Here is a 25147-nt window from a genome sequence, read left to right on the forward strand (position 1 = left end):
TCGCGGGACGCATTTGGGGGAGGGGCGGCGTGATGGGGGTGAAACGTTTTAGCCTTAGCGCCGCCAAGGCCGGGCCTTTGAAAAGTAGACCGCCGCCAGATAATCCGCAAAGTCTGTGACACAACGACGATTCCGTCAGTTTTCCGACAAATAATCCTCCCATTCCGAGCGAATTCCGGTATAGTGCGCGCCGGCCTTTAACCGGGCCGCGTTTTGGTAGCGCAACTCGAAGCCAGCTTCGGCTGCACGTCCGCCTTGCGGGCTCTTCCTTGACGTTTCTTTTTTCATTCATACGTTTTCGCAAATCCCCGCCGACAAAGCTGCCAGGGCGACTCTTGAGTCTCAACACGGCATGCGCAGCTTTGGAGCATGGGTCTTTGCGGATGCACTTAGAGGCAGACCCATGACCCAGGAAATCGGCGGCTTCGCCGCTCTTGAACTTCATCCCAATATTGTCGCTGCAGTAGTCGCTACCGGCTATGAAGAGCCTTCGGCCATTCAGCAGCAGTCGATCCCGATCATCCTCGCCGGTCACGATATGATTGGTCAGGCGCAAACCGGTACCGGTAAAACCGCTGCCTTTGCCCTGCCTATCCTGCACCGCATCGACCCGTCCAAGCGCGAGCCGCAAGCTCTGATCCTGGCCCCAACCCGTGAGTTGGCGCTGCAAGTTGCAACCGCTTTCGAAACCTACGCCAAGCAAATGCCGGGCGTAACTGTTGTGGCTGTCTACGGCGGCGCGCCGATGGGCCCACAATTGAAAGCAATCCGTAATGGCGCACAGATCGTTGTCGCCACACCGGGCCGTCTGTGCGACCACCTGCGTCGCGACGAAAAAGTGCTGCAGACCGTGAACCACCTGGTTCTCGACGAAGCAGACGAAATGCTCAAGCTGGGCTTCATGGACGACCTGGAAGTCATCTTCAAGGCCATGCCGGAAACCCGCCAGACCGTACTGTTCTCGGCGACCTTGCCGCAGTCGATCCGTGCCATCGCCGAGCGTCACCTGCGCGATCCAAAGCACGTGAAGATCCAGAGCAAAACCCAGACCGTTACCGCGATCGAACAGGCTCACCTGTTGGTTCACGCCGACCAGAAGACTTCTGCCGTTCTCAGCTTGCTGGAAGTGGAAGATTTCGACGCGCTGATCATGTTCGTGCGTACCAAGCAAGCGACCCTGGACCTGGCCAGCGCCCTGGAAGCCAAAGGCTACAAAGCCGCTGCGCTGAACGGTGACATTGCCCAGAACCAGCGTGAGCGCGTGATCGACTCCCTCAAGGATGGCCGTCTGGACATCGTTGTGGCGACCGACGTTGCCGCTCGTGGCCTGGACGTTCCGCGCATCACTCACGTGTTCAACGTCGACATGCCGTACGATCCTGAGTCCTATGTTCACCGTATCGGCCGTACCGGCCGTGCCGGTCGCGAAGGTCGTGCATTGCTGCTGGTGACGCCTCGCGAGCGTCGCATGCTGCAAGTGATCGAGCGTGTGACTGGCCAGAAGGTTGCCGAGGTCCGCCTGCCGGACGCCCAGGCCGTTCTGGATGCGCGTATCAAGAAACTGACCAACAGCCTGTCGCCGCTGGTGGCTGACGCCGAGTCGACCCATGGTGATCTGCTCGATCGCCTGACCGCCGACATCGGTTGCAGCCCGCGTGCCCTGGCCGCAGCCCTGCTGCGCAAGGCTACCAACGGTCAAGCGCTGAACCTGGCCGCTATCGAGAAAGAACGTCCGCTGGTGCCGAACAGTGCCCCGCGTGGTGATCGTCCCGAGCGTTCCGGTGATCGTCCTGATCGTGGTGATCGCGAGCGTCGTGCGCCAATGCCTTTGGGCGAAGGCCGTGCTCGCTGCCGTACCGCGCTGGGTGCGCGTGATGGCATCGCTGCCAAGAACCTGCTGGGCGCCATCCTTAACGAAGGTGGCTTGGCGCGTGAGGCCATCGGTCGCATCCAGGTACGTGACAGCTTCAGCCTCGTCGAGCTGCCGGAAGATGGTCTGGAGAAGTTGCTGACCAAGCTGAAGGACACTCGCGTTGCCGGCAAGCAGCTCAAGCTGCGTCGCTACCGCGAAGATTGATCCGCCCTAGGGTTGATTGATCGAACATAAAAAATCCCCGACTGGTTCGGGGATTTTTTATGCCTGTATTTTGCGTTTGGCACATTCCCTGTAGGAGCGAGCTTGTCGAGGCGTCGAACCGTCGCGATGGAGGCTCAGGCACCGCGGGGCATCAGGCAGCCTGCGTCATCGTTGACGACCATCGCGACGGTTCGACGCCTCGACAAGCTCGCTCCTACAGGTAATGGGGTTATTCGGTGACTTGGCCGCCACCCGCCGTCACCACCTGCACGGTCATGCGTGGCATCGCCAGGTCGAGGCCGGCCTCGTCCAGGTGGCGTTTGAGCGACAGGTTGAAGGCGCGGGAAACCTCCCATTGCTTGATGGGTGCCGTCTTGAACCGGGCGCGAAGGATCGCGTTACCTGACTCGAAACTCTCCACGCCCTGGATCTCCAGCGGCGACCAGATATTGCGCCGTTGCAGCGGGTCGTTGCGCATCTTCTGGCCGACGTCGCGCATCAGCTTGATCGCGTTGTCGATGTCCATGTTGGCCGGGATCGCCACGCGGAAAATCGCATAGCCGAACTCCCGCGAGTAGTTCTTGATGCTCTTGATTTCGCTGAACGGGATGGTGTGGACGATGCCGTCGATGTCCCGCAGGCGCACGGTGCGAATGGTCAAGCCCTCGACGGTGCCCAGGTGGCCGCCGACATCGACGTAGTCGTCGATGGCCAGGGAGTCTTCGATGATGATGAACAACCCGGTGATCAGGTCGGCGACCAGCGACTGCGCGCCAAAACCGATGGCCAGGCCGATCACACCGGCACCGGCCAGCAGTGGCGTGACGTTCATGCCCATGTTCGCCAGTGCAACGATCAGCGCCACGATGAAAATCGCCACGAACAGCACGTTGCGGATCAGAGGCATCATCGTCTGCGCCCGCGCGTTCGCCAGGCCCTTGCGTGATCGGGTCAGGGCGTGGTGTACCGCGGTGTCGCTGAGAATCCAGATCAGCCAGGCAAAGATCAACGTGCCGCCCAGGCTGAACAACTTGACGCTGACTTCATGGCCATCACCTTCAGTGAACGCAATCAGCGACATGCCCCAGACCCGCAGGCCGAGTTCGATGAATGCCAGCCACACCAACAGATGCGCGAGCGTGTAGAAAAACCCCTTCAAGCGCTCGGAGTACAGCGCATGGCGCTTCAGTCCTCGTTGCGGTTTCTGCGAGTGACGGCGCACCAGTCCGTTGATGACCATGCACAGCACCAGCAGCACCGTGCAGATCAGCGACTGGCGCAGTGCGGTGCTGGTGTCGCCGGCCGAAAGGAACGTGGCGAACAGTGAAATGGCGACCAACACAAGGGCGGGCACGTACCAAAAGGTGCCGAGAATATCGATGGTGTCGCTGAGGGCGCGTCGTGTCAGGCGCCGTGACAGCGGCTGGTTGCGGATCAGGTGAGCGATGGGGCGGCGGAAGCGGAGGATGAACAGCCCGGTGGACAGGGCGGCCATCACGTTTGCGACGGTGGCCGCGCTGTGTGCCAGGTGGCTGCCGAGGCTGGTGACCAGTCGAGGGTCGTTCAAGGCTTCGCCGAAGGCGGCAAAGCTGCCGATCAGCCAGAGCGGGCGAAAGGCCTGATGGCGCAGGATGTACAAGGCGCGATGGCGATGCGGGCCATCGAGCAGGGAGAAGGCAATGACGCAGATCGCCGAAAAACAGGTGCCGACCACCAGTGCATAGGCCAGCACCATCGCCAGGCTTTTACCCAGCGAAGAGGGCAGCGCGTAGCTCATGTACACGGTGATCACCAGGGCAATCATCCAGGGGCCGAGTTTGCGCAGGGCAAAGCGCAGCATGTCGAGGGCCCTGGGGTGTTGCGGCAGTTCCTCGGTCAGGCCAAAGCGCATCCGCACTCGATGGCCCAGCCAGATCAACGCGGCGGCCAGCAGGCTCCACAGCGCCAGGATCACGGCGAAGGCAAAGATGATCGGCAGCCATTCGTTGGCCGGCAGTATCAGCGCTTGCAATTCGTCATTGGCCAGGGAGAACTCCCTTGTCCAACGGGTGATCGGGCTGTCGGTACCGGAAAACTGTTGTTCGAAGCGGTTCAGCGTGCCGCCGATCAAGCCAAGCACACCTTCTTCGCTGGCCGGTTGGGCTTTTTTGGTGGCGTCGCGCAGCTTTTTCAGGTCGGCCAGCAGTTTGGCGCGTTGCTGGTCGTTTTCCAGCGATTTGATGACCTCGTCCAACGACTGGCCGAGGGGTTCCTGCGCCTCGGGCTGGGCGGGTGTCGAACTGCTCAGCAGGCTTGGCAGGCCGGCGGCCTGGACGGGCACTACCGGTAAGAGCGCCAGCAGGCAGACTAGGAAAAGGCAGGGCAGGGCGAGCAAGCGAGCGAACACTGGGCGGTCAACCTCCAGAAAAGCAGATCAACCGAGTGTACGAGCCCGCCAAAGCCAATGCGAGTCGAGGGCGAGGATTTATTCGTTGATTTTGACGAGGATCTTGATGACCACCGTGGCGAGGATGGTCAGCATGCCGATCCACATGGCGAACACGCCAGCATTTTTGTCGCGAAAGTTGAAGCCTACCGCCAACAGGATCATCCCGGTGATGATAGGAACCAGCATGGCGTGGAACGCAGACAACGAGATCATGGAGGACTGCCTTGTCGTGGGTGATATTAAAAGTCTAGGCGGGTTTCGTGTCACCTGTAGGAGCGAGCATGCTCGCGATGGTGGCCCAGACACCGCGGGGTGTCAGATTGCCCACGTTATCGTTAACGACCATCGCGACGGTTCGACGCCTCGACATGCTCGCTCCTACAGGGGGGTGGTGTTTACCGGGTTACGGTAGCTCCTGACTCGCATAAAACGCACTCAGCACCTTCACCAGGTGCGCCAGGTCATGACTGCCGCACAACTCGCGGATCGAGTGCATGGCAAACGTCGGCAGGCCGATGTCCACGGTGCGTACGCCCAGGTGGCTGGCAGTGATCGGGCCGATGGTCGAGCCGCAGCCCATGTCGCTGCGCACCACGAAACTTTGCACCGGCACTTCTTCGGCCATGCACAGGTGGCGGAAGAAACCGGCGGTTTCGCTGTTGGTGGCGTAGCGCTGGTTGCTGTTGACCTTGATCACCGGGCCGGCGTTGAGTTTCGGGCCATGGTTGGCGTCGTGCTTGTCGGCGTAGTTGGGGTGCACACCGTGGGCGTTGTCGGCCGAGACCAGGAGCGATTTCTGAATGGTGCGCACGAACTCGTCACCTTCGGGCAGCAGGCGACGCAGGGTCTGTTCGAGCATTGGACCGTCCGCACCGCACGCGGAGCATGAACCGACTTCTTCGTGGTCATTGCACACCAGCACGCAGGTTTCGTCAGTGTCGGCGGTGAGCAGGGCTTGCAGGCCGGCGTAGCATGACAACAGGTTGTCCAGGCGTGCGCCCGCGATGAAGTCACCATTGAGACCGATGACGGCAGCGCTCTGCGTGTCGTAGAAGCTCAGCTCGTAATCGAGCACCACGTCGGCGTTCAGGCCGTGTTCCAGTGCCAGCTGATTGGTCAGTACCGCGCGGAAGTCCACGCGCTCGTCGCCGGCAAATTGCGCAAGCACCGGCGGCAATTCGGTCTGGGCGTTGATGGCCCAGCCCATGTTGGCTTCACGGTTGAGGTGAATGGCCAGGTTCGGAATGATCGCGATCGGCGCCTTGAAGTCGATCAGTTGGCTTTCGACCTTTCCATCGCGGCGAAAGGTCACCCGGCCGGCCAGGGACAGGTCGCGGTCGAACCACGGTGCAAGCAGTGCACCGCCATAGACTTCGACGCCCAGCTGCCAGAAGCCCTGGCGTTGCAGTTCCGGCTGGGGCTTGACCCGCAGGCACGGGCTGTCAGTGTGGGCGCCGACCATGCGAATGCCGCCGTAGAGCGCTGATTGGCGCCCCATTTTTACGGCGACGATCGAGGAGTCATTGCGGGTGACGTAGTAACGGCCGTTGGCTTCGGTGCTCCAGGGCTCGCGTTCGTCAAGGCGCTGATAGCCCGCCGCTTCCAGACGCTGAACGAGGCTGGCAGTGGCATGGAATGGGGTAGGGGAGGCCTTGAGGAAATCGATCAGGCCTTGGTTCAACTCTTCGCGCATAAGTAGCTCCAGACAGCAATGGCGCCAGTTTAACGCATTGGCCTGGAGCTTTGGGCGTGGTCTTCACCCAACGCATCAACCCCTGTTGACGATCCGCTTTTTCAGGTAAGCCATGATGATCTGCTCATCCTCGGGCTTTTGCGGTCGCGGCAATTGCTGCGGCCATTTGTCTTGATGGGAGCGCAGAAGCGCTTTTTGTCGGGCTCTGTCCCAGCGCAGGATTTCCCGCGAGGCCGATTCCCACCATTCGTGGCGGCAAGCGGCGTGGTACGGATCCTCGGGCACAGCGCTGCCATACAGCAGGTCGCGACCGATCTTCTTCAGCGCGCCTTTGTGCTTGCGCACTTTCCATTTGATTTTCAGGCGCTGCCAGGCCGTCGGATACGGCTTGATACGGGGAACATCGCGGCACCATTGCACCAGTTGCGGGCTGAATTGTTCGCCATGCTGCGCAAAGAAGAACCTGTGCATTTCATGGAAAAAGCGTTTTTCCGCGAAGTAGTGGTAGATGTGCTTGTTCGCCTCGCGCACTGGTTTGTCGCGCATGGCGAATGACAGGGCGATCTGCTCGATGGTGTGGACGTCGAATTCACCCCGCGTCCATTCGTCGATGTAGCGGATCGAATCTTCCAGCAATGGCGCATCGGTATCGGTCAGGCCGCAGAGCCCGCTGTTGTACAGTTTGAAGCCGGTGTTTGCGCTGACGCCGTGCGCATGCAGGCACTCGCCGAGCTTGTGGTATTCGGGGCGCTCGCAGACCTCTTGCCATTGGTACTCCAGGCAGTCCATCAGGTACTGCCCTGGCTGGATCTGGCTGAAGATCAGGTTCGGGTCGCGCAGGAACAGCGTGTCGGTGTCGACGAACAGGGTTTTTTCCGCCAGGTGCAGGCCTGCCGCCATGGCGCAGGCCTTGCGGCGATGGTGATAACCGTTTTCGCCTTGCCACCGGGCCAATATCTGCGGGGTCAGGGTGATGGTCTCGACTGGCCAGCCTGCATAGTCCTGCGGGCGATCCGTGAGGATCCTGATGCTCGGCAGCTTGCCGCTCTTTGCATGGGACAGCGCCGTCAAAATGCTGAACTTGGCTTCGTGCCGGTAAACGGCCTGGTCCCCGTAGATCAGATACAGCAACTGGTTTTGGGTTTTCCTGACGGCAGGGAAATCAGTGCAACTCATCCTTGAATATTCCTTTTGCTAAAGCGAACAACGTCACGACAGGCAGTGCTCAAAACGGTGCCGGGCACTCGAAACGCAAGCGTTCGCCCGTTTGCGGGTGAGTGAAGCTGAGCATGCTTGCGTGCAGGCACAGTCGCGGCCATGCAGCCAACGCCTGCTCATGGGCATAGAGCCCGTCGCCCAGCAACGGGTGACCGATAGAGAGCATGTGCACGCGCAACTGGTGGGAGCGGCCGGTGATCGGCGTCAGTTCCACCCGGCACCAATCGCCGCAGCGCTCGAGAATGCGCCAGAAGGTCAGGGCGTGTTTGCCCTGCTCGTGGTCCACCACGTGGCGTGGCTTGGTGGGGGGATCGTAGCGCAAGGGCAGGTCGATGCTGCCGCTGTCCAGTTCCGGTTGCCCCCAGCAAAGCGCAGTGTAGGCCTTCTCTGTTTCGCGATCGTGAAACTGCCGTGACAGTTCGCGATGGGTGTCCGGGTCGCGGGCCAGCAGGATAATGCCCGAGGTTTCCCAGTCCAGTCGATGGACGATGCGAGCTTCGGGGTAGCCGTTTTCCTGCAGGCGGGTGATCAGGCAGTCCTTGTTGTCGTCGGCCCGGCCAGGAACGGACAGCAACAGGGTCGGTTTATCCACCACCAATACGGCGGCGTCCTGATGGATGATACGGATGTTGGACAGCGGCATTAAAACAGTCTCGTAACAAACGCCAACGGCGGCGCAGGTTTTCGAGGCTTCCTGAGTGGGAGCGGGCCTGCTCGCGAGGGTGAGTCAGCGGATACCGCATTGACTGACACACTATCGCGAGCAGGCTCGCTCCCACACGAAAGCCCGAAAGGCCTGAGCCGCCGTGGCTCCAGCCAGGTCGACTCAGCGATCTGGCAGGGTGATATTGAGTTCCAGAATCGAGCAGCTACCCTGGTTCTCCAGGGCGACATGCACGTCATCGGACCCGATATTGACGTACTTGCGGATCACCTCCACCAATTCCTTCTGCAAGGCGGGCAGGTAGTCCGGTGTACTGCGTTGGCCGCGTTCATGCGCCACGATGATCTGTAGACGCTCTTTCGCTACCGACGCGGTGCTTTGCTTTTTGTTGGCACGAAAGAAGTCAAAAAGGTTCATTGCTTAGTTGCCTCCAAACAGGCGCTCGAAGAATCCCTTCTTCTGTACATCAAGGAATCGATGGTCCACGGTCTTGCCCAGCAGGCGGTCAACGGTATCGCTGTAAGCCTGGCCGGCATCGCTCTGGTCGTCGAGAATCACCGGCACGCCCTGGTTGGAGGCCTTGAGCACCGCCTGGGATTCCGGGATAACGCCGAGCAGGGTCACCGAAAGGATTTCCTTGACGTCTTCTACACCGAGCATTTCGCCTTTGCTCACACGCTCCGGGTGGTAACGGGTGATCAGCAAGTGTTCCTTGATCGGGTCTTCACCGCGTTCGGCGCGACGGGACTTGCTGGCCAACAGGCCGAGCATGCGGTCGGAGTCACGTACCGATGACACTTCAGGGTTGGTCACGACGATCGCCTCATCGGCGAAGTACATGGCCAGGTGGGCGCCTTTCTCGATGCCGGCAGGGGAGTCGCAGACCACGAACTCGAAGTCTTCCTTGAGCTGCATCAGGACTTTTTCCACGCCTTCGACAGTCAGCGCGTCTTTGTCGCGAGTCTGACTGGCGGCCAGTACGTAGAGGTTTTCCAGGCGTTTGTCTTTGATCAGGGCTTGTTGCAGGTTGGCTTCGCCGTTCACCACGTTGACGAAGTCATACACCACGCGACGCTCGCAACCCATGATCAGGTCGAGGTTACGCAAGCCGACGTCGAAGTCGACGATTACAGTCTTGTGGCCGCGCAGTGCGAGGCCGGTACCGATAGCAGCACTGGTGGTGGTCTTACCCACACCACCCTTGCCGGATGTAACCACTAGAATCTTGGCCAAGGTGTTTCACCCCTAAGGAAAAAGGACTTCTGGTCCCTGAAAAACATCTCTTGAAAAAAACGACTACAGTCGGACAGCCTTGGCTGGAATCCGGTCCTGGCCGCGCTTACCGTTGGCAAACACTGGTTTTGACCATTTTCCTACTTCGTTTGAGCCGTTTTCGCTACGTTTTAGAGATGCTTGGAAAATGCGGCAGTATCCGTTAAAGCCGAATGATGTTCAACACATCACCGGACAGGCTGACCTGAACACCCGAACCCCACAAAGGATCGCGGCGCAGATCTTCCGAAACCTTGTAATGGCCGGCGATGGAGATCAGCTCGGCGGTCATCTGCTGACAGAAAATCCTGGCCTTCGTATCACCTTTCACGCCAGCCAGCACGCGACCACGCATCGCGCCGTATACATGGATGTTGCCATCGGCGAGAAGTTCCGCCCCCGGGCTGACCGAAGAGATCACGACCAGGTCGCTGCCCTGGGCATAGATCTGCTGGCCGCCACGTACTGGCGAAGTGATGACTTTGGTCGGTTTGATCGAAGGCTCCGGCGGTTTTTCCGGTTTTTTTGGCGCGGCGACTTCCTGTGGGTCCAGTGCACGCTCACGAGCGCCGGAGGGTGGCAATACCGGCAGGTCGACGGCAATGGCTGCCGCGATGTCTTCGATGCGGCTGGCGCGGATGGCCAGGGTGCGCAGCCCATGCTGGCGGCAGATGCGCATCAGGCCTGGCAGATCGACCGTACCTTCGCCGGCCGGGAGTTTGTCCAGTGCCAGGACCAGCGGCGCGTTACTGAAGAAACCGGGCGCCTGGGCGACCTTGGCGGCCAGTTGCCGATCGAGGCTGTCGAGGTCGTTGCGGGCCAGTTCCAGCACGGTAATGGCCAGCATGCTGCCCTTTAACTGGAACACGGGATCCTGGTCTTGCGATTCGATTTGGCTCATGGTCGGCATACAACGGCTTGTCGCTAAAAGTGCCGAGACTTATAACGAGAACGCTCGCCAGCCGCAAGCCGGGTCGAACGATGTAGAATGCGCGGCCACTGTCTTTGCGGAACATTTAATGGATCGCCCGAGTTTTAAAAAAACATTTCTGATGCCGCGTTTCTGGCCGCTGTGGTGCGGCCTGGGACTGTTGTGGCTGATCGTCCAGTTGCCTTACCCGGCGTTGCTGTTCATTGGTCGCGTGCTGGGGGCCCTGATGTATCGCGTGGCCGGTGACCGGCGGAGTATTGCACGACGTAATCTCGAGCTGTGCTTCCCGGAAAAGTCCGCCGCCGAGCGCAAGCGCCTGCTCAAGGAGAACTTCGCGTCGACTGGCATTGCTTTCTTTGAAATGGCCATGAGCTGGTGGTGGTCGCGCGAGCGCCTGGCAAAACTCGCCCATGTGGAAGGGCTTGAGCACCTGCAAAAGGCCCAGCGCGAAGGCAAGGGCGTGATCCTGATGGCTGTGCACTTCACCACCCTTGAAATCGGCGCGGCGCTGCTGGGGCAGCAGCACACCATCGACGGCATGTACCGCGAGCATAAAAACCCATTGTTCGATTACGTACAGCGCAACGGGCGTGAGCGCCACAACCTCGACTCGCTGGCCGTGGAACGTGAGGATGTGCGCGGCATGCTCAAGCTGCTGCGGGCTGGCCGGGCGATCTGGTACGCACCGGATCAGGACTACGGCGCCAAGCAGAGCATCTTCGTGCCGTTGTTCGGCATCCAGGCCGCGACGGTGACCGCTACCAGCAAGTTTGCCCGGCTGGGCAAGGCCCTGGTGGTGCCGTTCACCCAGGAGCGTCTGGCGGACGGCAGCGGTTATCGACTGGTGATCCATCCACCGCTGGAAGGCTTCCCTGGCGAGACCGAAGAAGAGGACTGCCTGCGCATCAACCAGTGGATCGAGGGCGTACTGCGCGATTGCCCGGAGCAATACCTGTGGGCGCACCGCCGTTTCAAGAGCCGCCCACCGGGCGAGCCCAAACTCTACGCCAAACGCGATTGACCTTGCGTCCCCTGCAGGAGCGAGCACGCTCGCGATGGACGACAGACACCGCGGGGCGTCTGGCTGTATGGCAAGTAACATCCGATCCCGCCACATGGAGTGTTGTGAATGAGTCGAGGCGAACCGGTTACAGGCTTGATCCTCTCCGGCGGCGGATCTCGGGCGGCCTATCAGGTCGGAGTGCTGGCGGCCATCGCCGAACTCCTGCCGTTGGGTGCCGACAACCCGTTCCCAGTGATCGTAGGCACCTCCGCCGGGGCAATCAACGCGGTCAGCCTGGCCAGCGGCGCGACTGATTTCCGTAGCGCCATCGAGCGCCTCACTGCCTTCTGGCAGGGCTTTCGCAGCCATCTGGTCCTGCGCAGCGACTGGCCGGGAGTGATCCGCCAGGCCAGCCGTTTTGTAGGGCACAGCTTATTGGGGCTGGGTTCCCAGGTCCCGGTGGCGTTGCTCAACAGCTCGCCGCTGCGTGACTTGCTCAACGAAAAGCTGCACATGGGCGGCATCGCCGAGTCCATCGCGCAACAACAATTGAAAGCCGTGGCGGTCACCGCTTTCGGTTATGAGTCTGGCCAGGCGGTGACCTTTTATCAGGGCGGCGGCACCATCGACGCCTGGCTGCGGCATCGGCGCATCGGCGTGCCGGCGCAATTGTCCGTGGAGCACTTGCTCGCCAGTTCAGCGATCCCGCTGCTGTTCGCCCCGGTGAAGATCGGCGAAGAGTTTTTTGGCGATGGCGCTGTGCGCCAGTCGGCGCCGATCAGTCCGGCCCTGCACCTGGGTGCCAGTCGCGTGCTGGTGGTGGGGGTGAGCGGCAACCCCCGGGGCGTCGATCCCGACCAACCGCTGCAACGCGCCTACACCGGGCAGCAACCCACCCTGGCGCAGATCGGCGGGCACATGCTCAACAGCACGTTCATTGACAGCCTGGAAAGCGACATCGAACTCTTGCAGCGCTTGAACCAGTTCAGCCACCTCATGCCTGATGGCACGCCGGTGCGCACGCTGGGGGTGGCGCCTGTAGAGGTGTTGGTGATTTCCCCGAGTCAGCCGATCGATGAAATCGCTGCACGTCACCGGCAGGAAATGCCGGCTGCCCTGCGCCTGTTCCTGCGCGGTCCGGGGGCGACGAAGACGAGTGGGGCAGGGGTGTTGAGTTATCTGTTGTTCGAGGCGGGGTATTGCAGCGAATTGATCGACTTGGGACGGCGCGATGCGCTGGCCAAGAAAGATGAGTTGTGCAGGTTTCTGGGATTGCCTGAGCCTGTCATTTAGGGTGCGGCCATCGCGACGGTTCGACGCCTCGACAAGCTCGCTCCCACAGGGAACGACGCAGATCCTGTAGGAGCGAGCTTGTCGAGGCGTCGAACCGTCGCGATGGTCGTCAACGATGACGCGGGGCGTCTGATGCCCAGCGGCGCTTACGGGTTCATCGCGAGCAAGCTCGCTCCTACAGGGGGGATACCGTCAGATCAGAAGTGCACCTTGACCAGGAAGCTGGTCACGCTCTGGTCGGTCTTGAAGCCTTCGCTGTCCTCGATCCCGTACTTGTTCTTCCAGTAGTCGTATTCGACACCCACATACAACTGCTTCTCGCCCAGGTTCAGCGCCTTGCCCAGGTCGTACTTGATCTGCGGGTTGAAGTGCAGGTTGGCGTGGTATTCGCCTTTTTTGTTGACGTCGTTGTCGACCACCCAGTCCATGAAACCGTCGATCAGAATGTTCGAGCCGCCCACCGGGATGGTGTAGGACCAGACCGGCGTGATCTGCCAGACATCGTCACCCGCACGGCTGCCTTCGGTGTGGCGGTTGTAGAAGTTGAGTTGGAAATAGTCGAAGCCGGGAATGGCCAGGTCGAAGCCCGGGCCGATCAGGTACGACTCGGTGTCGTTTTCACCGAACTCATAGGTCATGGCCAGCAGCACGTCCTTGACCGGGCCGAACTCGAGTTTCTGGTCGAAGATCTTGCCGAACGACAGGCGTGGGCTGAACTCGCCGTAGTGAGTGTTCTCGCCGGCAAAGGCGTCTTCCTTGCCGTTGTAGAAAATCTTGTCGATGAAGAAGAAGTTGTCGCCGTATTTCCAGCCATCGGCGTGTTCGAACGTTACCGTCTGCTGAATGCGCGGGTTGACCTGGAAGTCCTTGCCATACAGGTAGGTCAGGCTGTTGTCCTGCCATTGCAGCAAATCGCCGGCCATGGCCTGGCCACCGGCCAGGAGGGATCCGGCCAGCATCAGGCTGGTGCACGTACGTTTCATTCGGTTGCTCCCAAAAGGTAGGTGTTTCACGTAGTTTTTTTGAAGTCAGCGCTCTGGTGCGGCGCTTTTTTTGTGGCGTTAAATCGGCGGTTTTTTCAATGCGGATTCGGGCGGCCGCGGAGAATACTGACTAGTTGGCCAGGTCTCAAGTGTCATGCGGCCGCCTTTGCCCGCGGTGTTGCTGATTGCAGTGCGAGGGTGCTCGCGCCTGCAGAGGATCAAGTGTGTTCAGTGGCCAGGTTGTTCGCTGCCCGCTCCCGGCCACCGAGGATGTTGAATAGCAGGTTGAGCATGAGCGCGCTGATCGTGGCCATGGCGATACCGCTGTGGGTGATCGGGCTCATCCATAACGGCAGATGGGCGAAAAACTCCGGACGCACCACCGGGATCAGGCCCATGCCGATGCTGACGGCCACCAGCAACTGGTTTCGCCGGTCGACAATGTCGGCCTCCTGAAGAATCTTGATGCCCGTAGCGGCGACCATGCCGAACATTGCAATCGCTGCTCCGCCGAGCACCGCCGGCGGAATCGAGGCCACCAGGAATGCAGCCTTGGGCAGCAGGCTGAGGACGATCAACAAGCCGCCGGCGACGATGGTCACCGAACGGCAGCGCACACCGGTCATCTGCACCAGACCGATGTTCTGGGCGAACGAGGAGTGGGTGAAGGTGTTGAAGAACCCGGCGAAGAACGATGCGCCGGCATCACACAGCAGGCCGCGACGCAGCATCCGGGGGCAGACTTCCTGGCCGGTGATCTTGCCCAGTGCCAGGAACATGCCGGTGGACTCGACGAAGATGATCACCACCACCAGGCACATCGACAGGATTGGCGCGAGCTCGAACTTGGGCACGCCGAAATGCAGCGGGGTGACCACTTGCAACAACGGCGCCCGGGCCATTCCACTCAGGTCGACCATGCCGATCACGCCGCAAACGGCGTAGCCCAGGCACATGCCGATCAGCACGGAAATGTTGACCCAGAACCCGCGCATGAAACGATGGACCAACAGGATGGTGGCCAGCACCAGTGCAGCGATGGCCAGGTAGATGGGCGAGCCGAATTGCACATTGCCTGCGCCGCCGCCTGCCCAATTCACGGCGACGGGGAACAGCGACAAACCGATCGAGGTGATCACTGTGCCAGTCACGAGCGGCGGGAAGAAACGCACGACTTTGGACATGAAGGGTGCGATGAGCATGCCGAAGAAACCGGCGGCGATGGTGGCACCGAAAATTCCTTGCAGGCCGATACCGGGCATGCCCGCCATGGCGACCATGCTGCCGACAGCGGCAAAACTGGCGCCCATCATGACCGGCATGCGGATGCCCATGGGACCGATACCCAGGGATTGCACGATGGTCGCAATGCCGGCCACCAGCAGGTCGGCATTGATCAGGAAGGCGATTTCTTCACGATTCAGGCCTGCAGCCTGTCCGATGATCAACGGCACCGCGATGGCACCGCCGTACATGAGCAAGACGTGTTGCAGACCGACCAGGATCAGTTGCAAAAGGGGCAAGCGCTGGATGGCGGGTGCGTCGGGGATGCGTGCTTTGGAGAGCTCGGACATGCAACACCTCGGATCTTTTTTATTCTTGTGTGTTTTGCATCAAGCAGCCCCGGTGGGAGCGGCGGTGCGACGATTCGACTTGCTCGCGAACGCGTCAGGTCAGGCAATGTGATGTTGAATCCATTGACCTCATCGCGAGCAAGCTGAACTGGTCAAGTAATCTTGGACACTGATTACGGTTCACGCCGCCAATCTTTCCTTCACGACCGGCGACCTGTAGTCGTTATAGCTGTGAGGCCTGCTGATGTTGTAGCGCGAGACATAGCGCTGCACATCTGCCCGGGCCTCATGCTCCAGTTTGTAGCCCGTTTCAGGCACCCACTCGGACTTCAAACTACCAAAGAAACGCTCCATCGGGGCATTGTCCCAGCACTCGCCTTTACGGCTCATACTTTGCCTGAACCGATGTTTCACAAGCGCATTTCGGAATTTATGGCTGGTGTACTGGCAACCTTGATCAGAATGAAACAACACATCCTGGGGATGGCCGCGCAGCTCAACCGCCATGCGTAGCGCTTCGCAGGTCAGGTTGGCATCAGAAATCATCGAAAACGACCACCCTACGATCCTGCGAGCGTACAGATCCAAAACGGCGGCGAAGTACATCCACCGCTTGCCGACCTTGATGTATGTCACGTCGCCACACCACACCTGATTAACCGCCGTCACATCAAATTTTCGCTTGAGCACGTGCGGCGCCACCAAGGCCTCCACACCCGGCGACTTGTACTTATGGCGCCGGCGCTGACGACTAGCGATGCCAGCTTCGCGCATCAAACTGCGAGCCATATAACGCCCGATACGATGCCCTTTGGCTTGTAGCTCCTTGGACAAAGTACGTGCGCCGGCCGACTCTCTGGACGCCTTGTGGTGCCTGACCAACGCGGCTTTGAGCTTGTCCCGTTCAGGATTTGCTCTGCCTTGGCGCTGGCGCCAGGCGTAAAAGCTACTGCGGTTGCCCCCAAACGCCCGGCAACACTTTTTAACGCCGTACTGCTCGCCCAGCTCATCGATCAGCGTGAATGATCTTTGGCGTCCAAAAGCAGGAGAGCACTGGCCTTTTTTAGGATTTCGATATCCAGGTCTTTCTCTCTGAGCAGAGCTTTGAGTCTCTGGATTTCTCGTTGATCAGCGGTAATCGCCTTGGCCCCCACCGGAGTCGAGCCCAAGCGCTCTTTTTGCACTTGATCAACCCAACGGCGCAGGGCTGTGGGGCCGATATCCAGGCTGGCACAGACTTCGGTAACCGGCTGACCTTCATCCAACACCATGCTGGCAGCCTTGAGCTTGAACTCACTCGAATAGGATTTACGCATATCCAAACACCTCAGATTTGGGCGCTATCATAGCGCCCGATTGAAGTGTCCAAAATCATTAGGCCAGTTCAAGCTCGCTCCTACAGGGGGATTGCGTTTCCTGGGGGAGCGAGCTTTTACGGCTTAATTGGTCTGCGCACCCTGGACAATCCACGCCCCAATCAAATCACGCTCTTGTTGGGTCATTTGGGTGATGTTGCCCAGCGGCATGATCTGGGTGGCAACCGCCTGGGCCTGGATCCGCGCCGCGTTCTGGCGGATCTGCTCGGGGGTGTCGAACATCACGCCGGCCGGCGCCGCGCTGAACAGCGGGCTGGTCGGTTTGGCCGAGTGGCATACCGCGCAACGTTCCTGAATCACACTGTGTACCTTGTCGAAGCCAGGGCCGGCATTGGATGCCTGTGCCGGAGCCGCGGCAGGTGCTTGTGCAGGTTTGGCTTCGGCCGGTTTCAACCCTCCGCCCACTGCAGTTTCCGGCAAAGGCTGGTACTCGATGGCTGCGGGTGCCTTGGCCACTTCCGGGGCGCTGGACATCGGCTTCGGACCGGTCACGTAGGCCAGGCAGATCATGCCCACCGCTGCCACCGGCAGGGTCCAGGCGAACTTGTGGCTGTCATGGCGGGTGTTGAAGTAATGACGCACCAGCACCGCAAAAATCGCGATCCCGGCCAGGATCAACCAGTTGTACTGGCTGCCGTAGGTGCTCGGGAAGTGGTTGCTGATCATGATGAACAGCACTGGCAGGGTGAAGTAGTTGTTGTGACGCGAACGCAGCAGGCCCTTGGCTGGCAGCGCAGGGTCTGGCGTGCGATTCTCGGCGATCGCCGCGACCAATGCACGTTGCGCCGGCATGATGATGCGGAATACGTTGCCGACCATGATGGTGCCGATGAGCGCGCCAACGTGCAGGTACGCACCACGGCCACTGAACACCTTGCTGAAGCCGTAGGCGGCGCCGATGATCAGCACGAACAGGATGAAGCCGAGCAGGGCAGGGCGTTTGCCCAGGGCCGAGTCGCAAAGGAATGAGTAGACGAACCAGCCGATGAACAGCGAGCCAAGACCGATGGCCACGCCTTCAGGGCCGCTCAGGGTGCTGCCCGGAGCCAACAGGTAAAGCGTCGGATTGGCGTAGAACACCACGCACAGCAGCGCGATCCCCGACATCCAGGTGAAATAGGCTTCCCATTTGAACCAGTGCAGGTTATCCGGCATTGAGGGAGGGGCCAGTTTGTATTTTTCCAGGTGATAGATGCCGCCGCCGTGAATCGCCCACAAGTCGCCAGCCAGACCGCTCTTCGGGTTGACCCGGTTGAGGTTGTTTTCCAACCAGACGAAATAGAACGACGCGCCGATCCAGGCCACACCGGTAATCATATGAACCCAGCGAATGCTCAGGTTCAGCCATTCCAACAGATGTGCTTCCACAGTCTTTACCTCTCGCCTGTCACTCTTGTTGTCGAGTGATCAGACCTTCTCTTATTGGTGGGGGGCGAGGATCAAACGCTCATCCTCTTTGAAGAAATGCTCATCGCAGTTATTGCCTGTGCCACTGCGATCAACCACCAGGAAGTCATCCCGCTTTTCGATCGTCAGCACCGGGTGGTGCCAAACGCCGCGATGGTAATTGATGCCCTGCCTGCCGTTGGTGACGAAGGCGCGGACCAAACCTGATACAGGTGCATCGCCAAGGGGCGCGACCACGATCAGAAAGGGATTGCCGAGCAGCGGAATGAAAGCCTGGCTGCCCAGCGGATGGCGCTCCAGCATGCTCACGGTCAGCGGCATGTCCTGCGCGTCGGCGCGGAAGATGCTGATGATCGCGGTGTCCTCTGGCGTGGCGGTCTCGACCGTCGCCAGTTTGTGAAAGCGCATGGTCGAACCGTTGTTGATCATGAAGTGGTCGCTGCCGTCGGTTTCGATCACGTCACCGAAAGGGGCGAAGGCTTCTTTGGTCAGCGGTTCAATCATCAGTGTGCGCATGCTGTTTTTTTCCGAATTCTATTTTGACTGTTCTATTGCTATCGCGGGCAAGCCCGCTCCTACAGGGGGTGTGGCGTTCAGGTCGTCTGTAGGAGCGGGTTTGCCCTCGATTGGGTTCAACGCTTACTTCGCGACCTTGCCCAAAACACGCAAACGACTGACCCCACCATCCGGGAACACATTCAGGCGGATGTGGGTGATCGGGCCCAGGGCCTTGATCTGCTCGGCGAACGTGTGTTCGGCGTGCATTTCCAGCTTCTGGCTTGGCAGCAGTTCGCGCCAGAACAACGACTGGGTTTCGATCTGGCTGTCGGTTCCGCCTTTCACGAACGCGCCCTGGATCGAGCAACTGTCCGGGTAGTTGCCCTTGAAGTGCAGGGTGTCGACGATGACTTTCTCGACTTCACCGGCATGGCCCAGGGCGACGATCACCCAGTCATTGCCAGGCGTGCGACGACGCGCGGTTTCCCAGCCATCGCCCATGTTGATGCCACGGCCCGGGTTCAGGATGTTGCTCATGCGGCCGAAGTGTTCGTCGGAGCAGGCGAGGGCGCGGCCACCGTTGAGGGCTGCGGCCAGGTCGACCTGTTCGTTGTCGCCAATCGCCGACCAGTCGCGGAATGGCACGCCGTACACGCGCAGGCGGGCCACACCGCCATCCGGGTAGATGTTGAAGCGCAGGTGACTGAAGGCCTGTTCGTTGTTGATTTCGTGGTAGTGGTGGCTGTTGCCCTGCAGTTCGACGGCCGACAGCACTTCAGTCCACTGGGTGTTTTCGTCTGGCTCGCCTTCGGCCAGGAAGCAGGCTTCCAGGGAGGCCGACGGAGGGAAATTGCCGGTGAAGAATGAGGTGTCGATGTCCACGCCCTTGATCGAGCCCGGCACGCCGAGGCGGATTACCGCGCTGTCGTAACCTTCGAAGCGCTTGCGGCGCGACTCCCATCCGTCCATCCACTTGCCGTTGTCATCGAACACGCCTTCCTTCCACACGGCCGGGGTCGGTTGAAACAGGCGGTTGGCGTCGGCGAACCAGTCATCGGTGACCGAGATGATTTTGGTGCCCAGGCGGGCGTCGGCCAGGTTGACGAACTTCTCGAAAGGTACGGCGTAAGCTTTCATTCTTCTTGTCTGCCTTTAATAAGTTGGCTTGGGATGCTCGCGGTGCCCTGGGTATCTTCGCGTTCTGGATACTCGGGCAAGGCTTGCTATAGGGTCAGTAATCGGAACAGGGCAATCTTGTTGATCTCTGCCAGCGCGCACTTGAACTCGGTGTCGACCGGGTTGTGGATGCGCGTTTCGAACGCCGCCAGGATCTGATGCCGGTTGCTGCCTTTTACCGCCATGATGAAGGGAAACTTGAACTTGGCCTTGTAGGCGTCGTTCAGCTCGGTGAAGCGTTGGAACTCTTCGGCCGTGCATTGGTGAATACCGGCGCCAGCCTGTTCGTTGGTGCTGGCTTCGGTAAGCTGGCCCTGGACGGCCGCTTTGCCGGCCAGGTCCGGGTGAGCGTTGATCAGGGCCAGTTGGCTGGCATGATCGGCGCTCAACAGGATGTCGCTCATGCGCTGGTGCAGGGTTTCGATCTGGTCGATCGACGCGTCCTGGCCCAGGTCGAAGGCCTTTTCGGCGACCCATGGCGAGTGTTCGTAGATGTCGGCAAAAGCGGCGACAAAGGCGTCGCGGCTCAAAGTCGACGGTTTGACAGTTTGAAAGGTGCTCATTGGGCAGACCCTTTGTACGGGTGGGTTTGATGCCAGTGGCGGGCGATGTCGACGCGGCGGCTGAACCACACCTGTTCATGACTTTTAGCGTATTCGATAAAGCGCTTGAGCGATGCCAGGCGCGCCGGACGGCCGATCAGTCGGCAGTGCAGGCCGATCGACAGCATCTTCGGGGCGTCTGCCCCTTCGGCGTACAGCACGTCGAAGGCGTCCTTGAGGTATTCGAAGAAATCGTCGCCCTTGTTGAAACCCTGAACCTGGGTGAAACGCATGTCGTTGGTGTCCAGGGTGTACGGGATCACCAGGTGCGGCTTGCCGGTCGGGGTGTTCGGTTCCCAGTAGGGCAGGTCGTCGTCGTAGGTGTCGCTGTCATAGAGGAAACCGCCTTCTTCCATGACCAGGCGACGGGTGTTCGGGCCGGTGCGGCCGGTGTACCAGCCCAGTGGGCGCTCGCCGGTGATCTCGGTGAGGATGCGGATCGCCTCGAGCATGTGCTCGCGCTCCTGGGCTTCATCCATGTACTGGTAGTCGATCCAGCGGTAGCCATGGCTGCAGATTTCGTGACCGGCCTCAACCATCGCGCGGATCACATCCGGGTGGCGTTGGGCGGCCATGGCCACGGCGAAGACGGTCAGGGGGATGTCGTACTCCCTGAACAGTTTAAGAATCCGCCAGACGCCGGTACGGCTGCCATACTCGTAAAGCGATTCCATGCTCATGTTGCGTGCGCCCTGTAGGGGCTGCGCCGCCACCATTTCCGAGAGGAAGGCTTCGGATTCCTTGTCACCGTGCAGGATGTTGCGTTCGCCGCCTTCCTCGTAATTGAGCACGAACGACAAGGCGATACGGGCGTTGCCCGGCCAGTGTGGGTGCGGAGGGTTACTGCCGTAACCGATCAGGTCGCGAGGATAGTCAGCGCTCACTGCAGTGTTCCTTCTTGTTCGTGGGTTGCGTGGCGTGCCGTTCAATGAGTGGATCAGGCCGGCGTCACTGCGATGGAGTGATTGTATACAACTTATTATTCAATTTGTAAGCCCACTTTTTTGCATTTTTTTCGTCGACACCCGTCTGATGCCGATGAAACACCCTAGCAAAAAAGCTGCCCACTTGGTCAGCTTCTTGATGAAAGGTCCGCTAGGGTTAAGGTTCAAGGCACATGGCAGCTTAAAGGCGAGGTACGTTTTCTCGTGCAAAAAAAGGATGTTTTTATTGTGTACAATTTCATCCTGAAGTGTCTTAATTAATCACTCGCCGCAGCTTTCCGCGCTCCGGAATGGTGCGGGCTCCTTTCAACTGACTTCGGGAGGCGCGTGACCTGACTGCTTCAGGTAGCAGGCGCGCAGAATCAATGGGACGTTTGACGACACACGTTTTGGACGCTGCACACGGTTGCCCGGGCAGTGCAATCAAGATCGAGTTGTACCGCGTGGAAGGCGCGCAGCTGGAGCTGGTTGCCAGCGCGGTCACCAACAGCGATGGCCGCGTCGATGCACCGTTGCTGCAAGGTGATGACTATCGCACCGGCGTTTATCAGGTGCAGTTCCACGCCGGTGATTACTACCGCGCCCGTGGCGTGCAACTGCCGGAGCCGGCTTTCCTGGACGTGGTAGTGCTGCGCTTCGGTATTTCTGCCGAACAGGACCACTACCATGTGCCTTTGCTGATTTCTCCATACAGCTATTCCACGTATCGAGGAAGCTGATCCCCCAAGCAGCTTCCTCTACCTTGAAGCGACTGCGCATAGAGCTTCTTTGGTTTTTAGCCCGCCCACACTGCGGGCTTTTTTTGGCCTGCAGATATCGCCGGATGATCGGCGTGGCGACTATTTCCTGGGGTCATCGGTGCGCATGATGAACACGGAGCTGTCGCGATTCTGCAAAACGTGGCTGCCGCCCTTGAGCCAGATTACTTTGCCCGATGCATCCGCCTCCTGGAGGGCTTGCATGGCCGGTCGTCCGATCAGTTCCGGCAACCGGGCAGGCAGCAGCCCGTCGTTGGCGTTTTCGGCGATGTGCACGCGCTTGCCATGCACACGATGCAAGGTCATATGGAACAGAAAATCATGCCCCGCGCGCTCGAACACCAGTGCGGCGAAAGTCTGCGCGGAGGTGGGCTCGAACACCGAATAGCCGTGGCTGATCAACAGGCTCCTCATGAAGCGCTTGAGGTCGCCGGCATATTGAGTGGTGGTCAGGTAGTCCCATTCCCGGGGGAATTTTTCCGGATCGAAAGACAGTCGCGACAACGGCCCCAGGTCAGCGGGGTTGGGCAGGTCGAGGATGCGCGCCGTGCCGTTGCCCGGTGTCATGGGCTTGATCGGCAACATGAGCAGCGGGTCGGACAGTTCCGGCCGGGGCGTAGGGGTCGAGTTTTTCCAGTCGTTGAACACTTGCCGCAGCGCGGTCATCCCGGCCTCGGTGGCGGTGTCCGCACCGTTGGCGAGAATGAACTGCCGCCTGGCGATATTCTGGATAGAGGCCTCGTTCAGCCCTGGAAACTGCAGGCCGACGGAGTCACTCAGTGTCCGCTCGAAGGGGGGCGTCGGGTCCAGCTGCCAGTGCTGGCTCGGCGGAACCTGGATGGCACCTCGGGGTTGCTGGTCGGGAGAGTGCCGCAGGACGGCCTGTAGCAGGTCGAAGTCGTAGACCGCATGCCCAGGGTTCTTGATGTAGGCGATGGGATGGTCTGGCGGGTTACCGCGTGGCAGTGTCCTGTAGCAAATGTTGTCGATGTAGATGTCCTGGGGTGACGCCTGTTGCGGGGAAATCCCCCATCTTTCCCATGGCGTGGAAGCCGCCAGCACCTGGCGCCATTGATGCGTACCCGGCACGCGCTCGAGCCTGGGGCCGGAGGGCACCAGCTCCGACGGTTGTCGGGCTCGGGGGTGGCCCAGGGAATCGGTCCCCAGCAGCACCGTGCCGCCCCCTGCAAGGTCGATGTAATGGCGCCCGGAAACGATGGATCGCAGCCCGGTTTTCGGATCCGGGGCGGGCAGCCGCTGCACCAGCCCGGGGGGCAGGAAATAGTTGCTGATGGGGTGGTCCACAGAGACGCGGGTCACCTGGGTCTCGGGCGGAAGATCGCTGATGGTCACGACTGCTGCCTGGCTGTCGGGTGTTTGCGGGTGTCCGGTCGATGGGTGACCCGCGAGTGGGTCGAGGCCTTGATCCGGCCAGCGACCGGGACGCGTGGGCAAGTAATCCGGTGCCCGGTCGCGGGGGATCGGTACGCCTTCGACCGAAGGAGCAGGCGTTTTAGGGCGAAGGGGGTTCTTGGGTCTCATGGAGGCCGTGTTCTCGTGAATGGGGATGAACGTCGAGGGGGTCGACTGCAGGGCCTGGGCGGTTGGTCACCCAGGCTGATCTCGCCGATGCGTCGGCGAGCGTCAAGGCGCTGATCAGCCTTCCCTGATCAGGAATACCGATTCAAATCCTGTTGCCGTCACTTGGGAACCGCCCAGCAGCCACATCACCTTGTTCTGGTCATAGGCTGTGCGCAGTCTGTCCCGCGCGGCCTCGCCGATACGCAATGTCAGGTGTGGATCGGAAAGCTCGGCGCCGGATGGCGTGATTTGTTTGATGGAGTCTCCATTGACGCGCCCCAGTTTGAGGAAGAACACCCAGTCATGGTTGGGGCGGGTGAACACCAGCGTCGGTCCCTGGTGTTCGTTGGACAATGGAAATACCTCGTAGCCATTGCGCACGAGCACGTCGCTGACCAGCCGCTTGAGGTTCAAATTGGACGGGTCGTTGACGAAGGTATTCCACTGCTCGGGGAACCGATTGGGGTCGAAGTCCAGTCGGCGCAGGGTTGCGCTGGACGCTTCGGGCAGCTGTGTGACCCAACCATTGCCCGGTTTTCTCGCAATGGTGGGCAGCATCAGCAGCGGGTCGGCCAGATCCGTTCGAGGCAGGCGCACGCGAGTGGGGCTGGCCCAGTTGCGATAAGTCTGCTTCATCGTCGACAGGCCCAGTGCGTTAATCACCGGGGAATGGTTGGCCAGGTTGAATACCGTTCTGGCGACGGTGGTCACGGAGGCGTCCGACAAGTCCTTGAACGTTTCGACGACAGATGCCTTCAGGCTTTTCTCGAAAGGCAGGCTGCTTTCCAGTACTTCCCAGACGCCATCTCGTTTCAACGCCCAGCGTGGTTGCAATGTCGGGTCCGTACGCAGCATGTGCTCGAATTCATCAAAGCGCGAAGGTGCAAACCGCGGGTTTTGCAGATAAGCGATGTGGGTGAGCTCCGGCGAGCCGTTGGGCACCACCGGGTAGTGAAGCCCATTGATTTCCACTGACTCTGCGGCCAACGGTTTTGTCTCGCTCCCCCAGTTTCGCCAAAGGGTTGGAGAAAGATCCAGGGCAGAGGCGGTGCCCACCCGCAAGTCGGCGGCCAAGGCTTCGGCGTCGGATGAATCGCTGTCCAGGCGAGGTCGCTTGCGGCTGCTCGGTCCAGGTTGTTCGTCCGTGGTTTTTCGGCGCCAGAAGGCAGTGTCTGCAACCCGTTCTAGCAGAGGTCCCGAGGCGTCCAGTTCGTTGATCACGGCCGCCCGGTATTCGCCGTCGGCGCCACGTCGTACGAGGGTAACCCCTTCATTTTCGATTTCGGCGTATACCCTGCGCCTGTTGCCGTAGCGTAATCCGTCGGCCAGGGGCGCAGACAAGCCGTTGACCAGGAAGGAAGGCACAAAGGTGATGTCGGCCGTCGAATGGGTAGAACTGGAGACAACGTCGTCGACAGCCTGCACATCCGCAACCTCGACGTGCGGCTGACGCGGGGTGTTGCCAGGCTCAGCGTCGGGGAGCCTGTTTCCTGATGTGCCGGTCGGGGCATCGGGCAAGCGCCCAGGCAAATAGGCGTCCGGCAGTTCGCGGCGCGGTGTTGTGCCGTCGTCCGGTGTATGGGGTCTTGGGACTTTTCTTGGGGGTTTCATTTAATGATTCCATTCATAAATAAAGAACACGTCAATAGGGTGGCGAATTCAAGTCATG

At 60.2% G+C, this 25147-nt stretch carries 24 protein-coding genes; 4 read left to right on the forward strand and 20 right to left on the reverse strand.

The genetic code is table 11. From position 1 onward, the window contains the following. Positions 1-135: 135 nt before the first annotated feature. Positions 136-288, reverse strand: coding sequence for a hypothetical protein (locus tag AB4O36_RS06720; protein WP_460122678.1), 153 nt, complete (start codon positions 286-288; stop codon positions 136-138). Between the two features lie 115 nt (positions 289-403). Here AB4O36_RS06720 and AB4O36_RS06725 point away from each other — a divergent pair, with 115 nt between their 5' ends. Next, positions 404-2077, forward strand: a complete 1674-nt coding sequence (locus AB4O36_RS06725; protein WP_460122679.1) for a DEAD/DEAH box helicase — start codon at positions 404-406, stop codon at positions 2075-2077. A 229-nt stretch (positions 2078-2306) separates the two neighbouring features. Here the strand turns inward: AB4O36_RS06725 and AB4O36_RS06730 are convergent, their stop codons facing one another. The 8 genes from AB4O36_RS06730 to minC form a co-directional block, all read right to left on the reverse strand. Next, positions 2307-4463, reverse strand: a complete 2157-nt coding sequence (locus AB4O36_RS06730) for a mechanosensitive ion channel family protein (protein WP_460141314.1) — start codon at positions 4461-4463, stop codon at positions 2307-2309. 78 nt (positions 4464-4541) lie between these two features. Continuing rightward, entirely contained in the window at positions 4542-4718 is a 177-nt protein-coding gene (locus tag AB4O36_RS06735; RefSeq protein WP_460122683.1) for a hypothetical protein, read from the reverse strand. A 190-nt stretch (positions 4719-4908) separates the two neighbouring features. Next, positions 4909-6198, reverse strand: a complete 1290-nt coding sequence (locus tag AB4O36_RS06740) for a M18 family aminopeptidase (RefSeq protein ID WP_460141315.1) — start codon at positions 6196-6198, stop codon at positions 4909-4911. Between the two features lie 75 nt (positions 6199-6273). Continuing rightward, positions 6274-7374, reverse strand: a complete 1101-nt coding sequence (locus tag AB4O36_RS06745) for a hypothetical protein (protein ID WP_460141316.1) — start codon at positions 7372-7374, stop codon at positions 6274-6276. A 49-nt stretch (positions 7375-7423) separates the two neighbouring features. Continuing rightward, positions 7424-8059 carry an RluA family pseudouridine synthase gene (locus tag AB4O36_RS06750; protein WP_460122688.1) on the reverse strand — a complete coding sequence of 212 codons (636 nt, stop codon included), beginning with the start codon at positions 8057-8059 and terminating at the stop codon, positions 7424-7426. A gap of 183 nt (positions 8060-8242) precedes the next feature. Beyond that, positions 8243-8497: a cell division topological specificity factor MinE gene (gene minE, locus AB4O36_RS06755; protein WP_027620024.1), complete on the reverse strand. Its 255-nt coding sequence runs from the start codon at positions 8495-8497 to the stop codon at positions 8243-8245. A gap of 3 nt (positions 8498-8500) precedes the next feature. Further along, positions 8501-9313: a septum site-determining protein MinD gene (gene minD, locus AB4O36_RS06760; RefSeq protein ID WP_007974946.1), complete on the reverse strand. Its 813-nt coding sequence runs from the start codon at positions 9311-9313 to the stop codon at positions 8501-8503. 202 nt (positions 9314-9515) lie between these two features. Next, a complete protein-coding gene (gene minC / locus AB4O36_RS06765) occupies positions 9516-10253 on the reverse strand; it encodes a septum site-determining protein MinC (protein WP_460122692.1) in 738 nt (245 codons plus the stop codon). A gap of 118 nt (positions 10254-10371) precedes the next feature. Here minC and AB4O36_RS06770 point away from each other — a divergent pair, with 118 nt between their 5' ends. Beyond that, positions 10372-11304 (forward strand): lipid A biosynthesis lauroyl acyltransferase, encoded by a 933-nt coding sequence (locus tag AB4O36_RS06770; protein WP_460141317.1) that lies wholly within the window; start codon positions 10372-10374, stop codon positions 11302-11304. A gap of 108 nt (positions 11305-11412) precedes the next feature. Then, positions 11413-12579 carry a patatin-like phospholipase family protein gene (locus AB4O36_RS06775; RefSeq protein ID WP_460141318.1) on the forward strand — a complete coding sequence of 389 codons (1167 nt, stop codon included), beginning with the start codon at positions 11413-11415 and terminating at the stop codon, positions 12577-12579. A gap of 197 nt (positions 12580-12776) precedes the next feature. On the opposite strand, the gene AB4O36_RS06780 is transcribed toward AB4O36_RS06775, so the two are convergent. From AB4O36_RS06780 to puuE, 9 genes are all read right to left on the reverse strand, one after another. Continuing rightward, positions 12777-13562 (reverse strand): outer membrane protein OmpK, encoded by a 786-nt coding sequence (locus AB4O36_RS06780; protein ID WP_460122697.1) that lies wholly within the window; start codon positions 13560-13562, stop codon positions 12777-12779. A 218-nt stretch (positions 13563-13780) separates the two neighbouring features. Next, positions 13781-15136: a nucleobase:cation symporter-2 family protein gene (locus AB4O36_RS06785; protein WP_460122699.1), complete on the reverse strand. Its 1356-nt coding sequence runs from the start codon at positions 15134-15136 to the stop codon at positions 13781-13783. 180 nt (positions 15137-15316) lie between these two features. Further along, positions 15317-16153: an IS3 family transposase gene (locus AB4O36_RS06790; RefSeq protein WP_460142121.1), complete on the reverse strand. Its 837-nt coding sequence runs from the start codon at positions 16151-16153 to the stop codon at positions 15317-15319. Continuing rightward, positions 16150-16452, reverse strand: coding sequence for a transposase (locus tag AB4O36_RS06795; RefSeq protein ID WP_014717988.1), 303 nt, complete (start codon positions 16450-16452; stop codon positions 16150-16152). Before AB4O36_RS06795 ends, AB4O36_RS06790 begins: the two co-directional genes overlap by 4 nt. A gap of 123 nt (positions 16453-16575) precedes the next feature. Continuing rightward, the gene (locus tag AB4O36_RS06800; protein WP_460122701.1) at positions 16576-17880 is read right to left on the reverse strand and encodes a urate hydroxylase PuuD; all 1305 of its coding nucleotides are present in this window, start codon (positions 17878-17880) and stop codon (positions 16576-16578) included. Positions 17881-17931: 51 nt separating this feature from the next. Then, positions 17932-18435 (reverse strand): ureidoglycolate lyase, encoded by a 504-nt coding sequence (locus tag AB4O36_RS06805; RefSeq protein ID WP_460122703.1) that lies wholly within the window; start codon positions 18433-18435, stop codon positions 17932-17934. Positions 18436-18558: 123 nt separating this feature from the next. Continuing rightward, positions 18559-19554: an allantoicase gene (alc, locus tag AB4O36_RS06810; RefSeq protein ID WP_460122704.1), complete on the reverse strand. Its 996-nt coding sequence runs from the start codon at positions 19552-19554 to the stop codon at positions 18559-18561. An 86-nt stretch (positions 19555-19640) separates the two neighbouring features. Beyond that, positions 19641-20156: a 2-oxo-4-hydroxy-4-carboxy-5-ureidoimidazoline decarboxylase gene (uraD, locus tag AB4O36_RS06815; RefSeq protein ID WP_460122706.1), complete on the reverse strand. Its 516-nt coding sequence runs from the start codon at positions 20154-20156 to the stop codon at positions 19641-19643. Next, complete coding sequence (gene puuE, locus AB4O36_RS06820) at positions 20153-21079, reverse strand: allantoinase PuuE (protein ID WP_460122708.1); 927 nt, start codon at positions 21077-21079, stop codon at positions 20153-20155. Before puuE ends, uraD begins: the two co-directional genes overlap by 4 nt. Before the next feature lie 425 nt (positions 21080-21504). On the opposite strand from puuE, the gene uraH reads away from it, so the two are divergent. After that, entirely contained in the window at positions 21505-21858 is a 354-nt protein-coding gene (uraH, locus tag AB4O36_RS06825) for a hydroxyisourate hydrolase (protein ID WP_460122710.1), read from the forward strand. Between the two features lie 120 nt (positions 21859-21978). Here uraH and AB4O36_RS06830 read toward each other — a convergent pair whose 3' ends face one another. Next, positions 21979-23439 (reverse strand): hypothetical protein, encoded by a 1461-nt coding sequence (locus tag AB4O36_RS06830; protein ID WP_460122712.1) that lies wholly within the window; start codon positions 23437-23439, stop codon positions 21979-21981. Between the two features lie 114 nt (positions 23440-23553). Then, complete coding sequence (locus tag AB4O36_RS06835) at positions 23554-25089, reverse strand: hypothetical protein (RefSeq protein ID WP_460122714.1); 1536 nt, start codon at positions 25087-25089, stop codon at positions 23554-23556. Between the last annotated feature and the right edge of the window lie 58 nt (positions 25090-25147).

This window comes from Pseudomonas sp. S2_E01 (assembly GCF_054668365.1).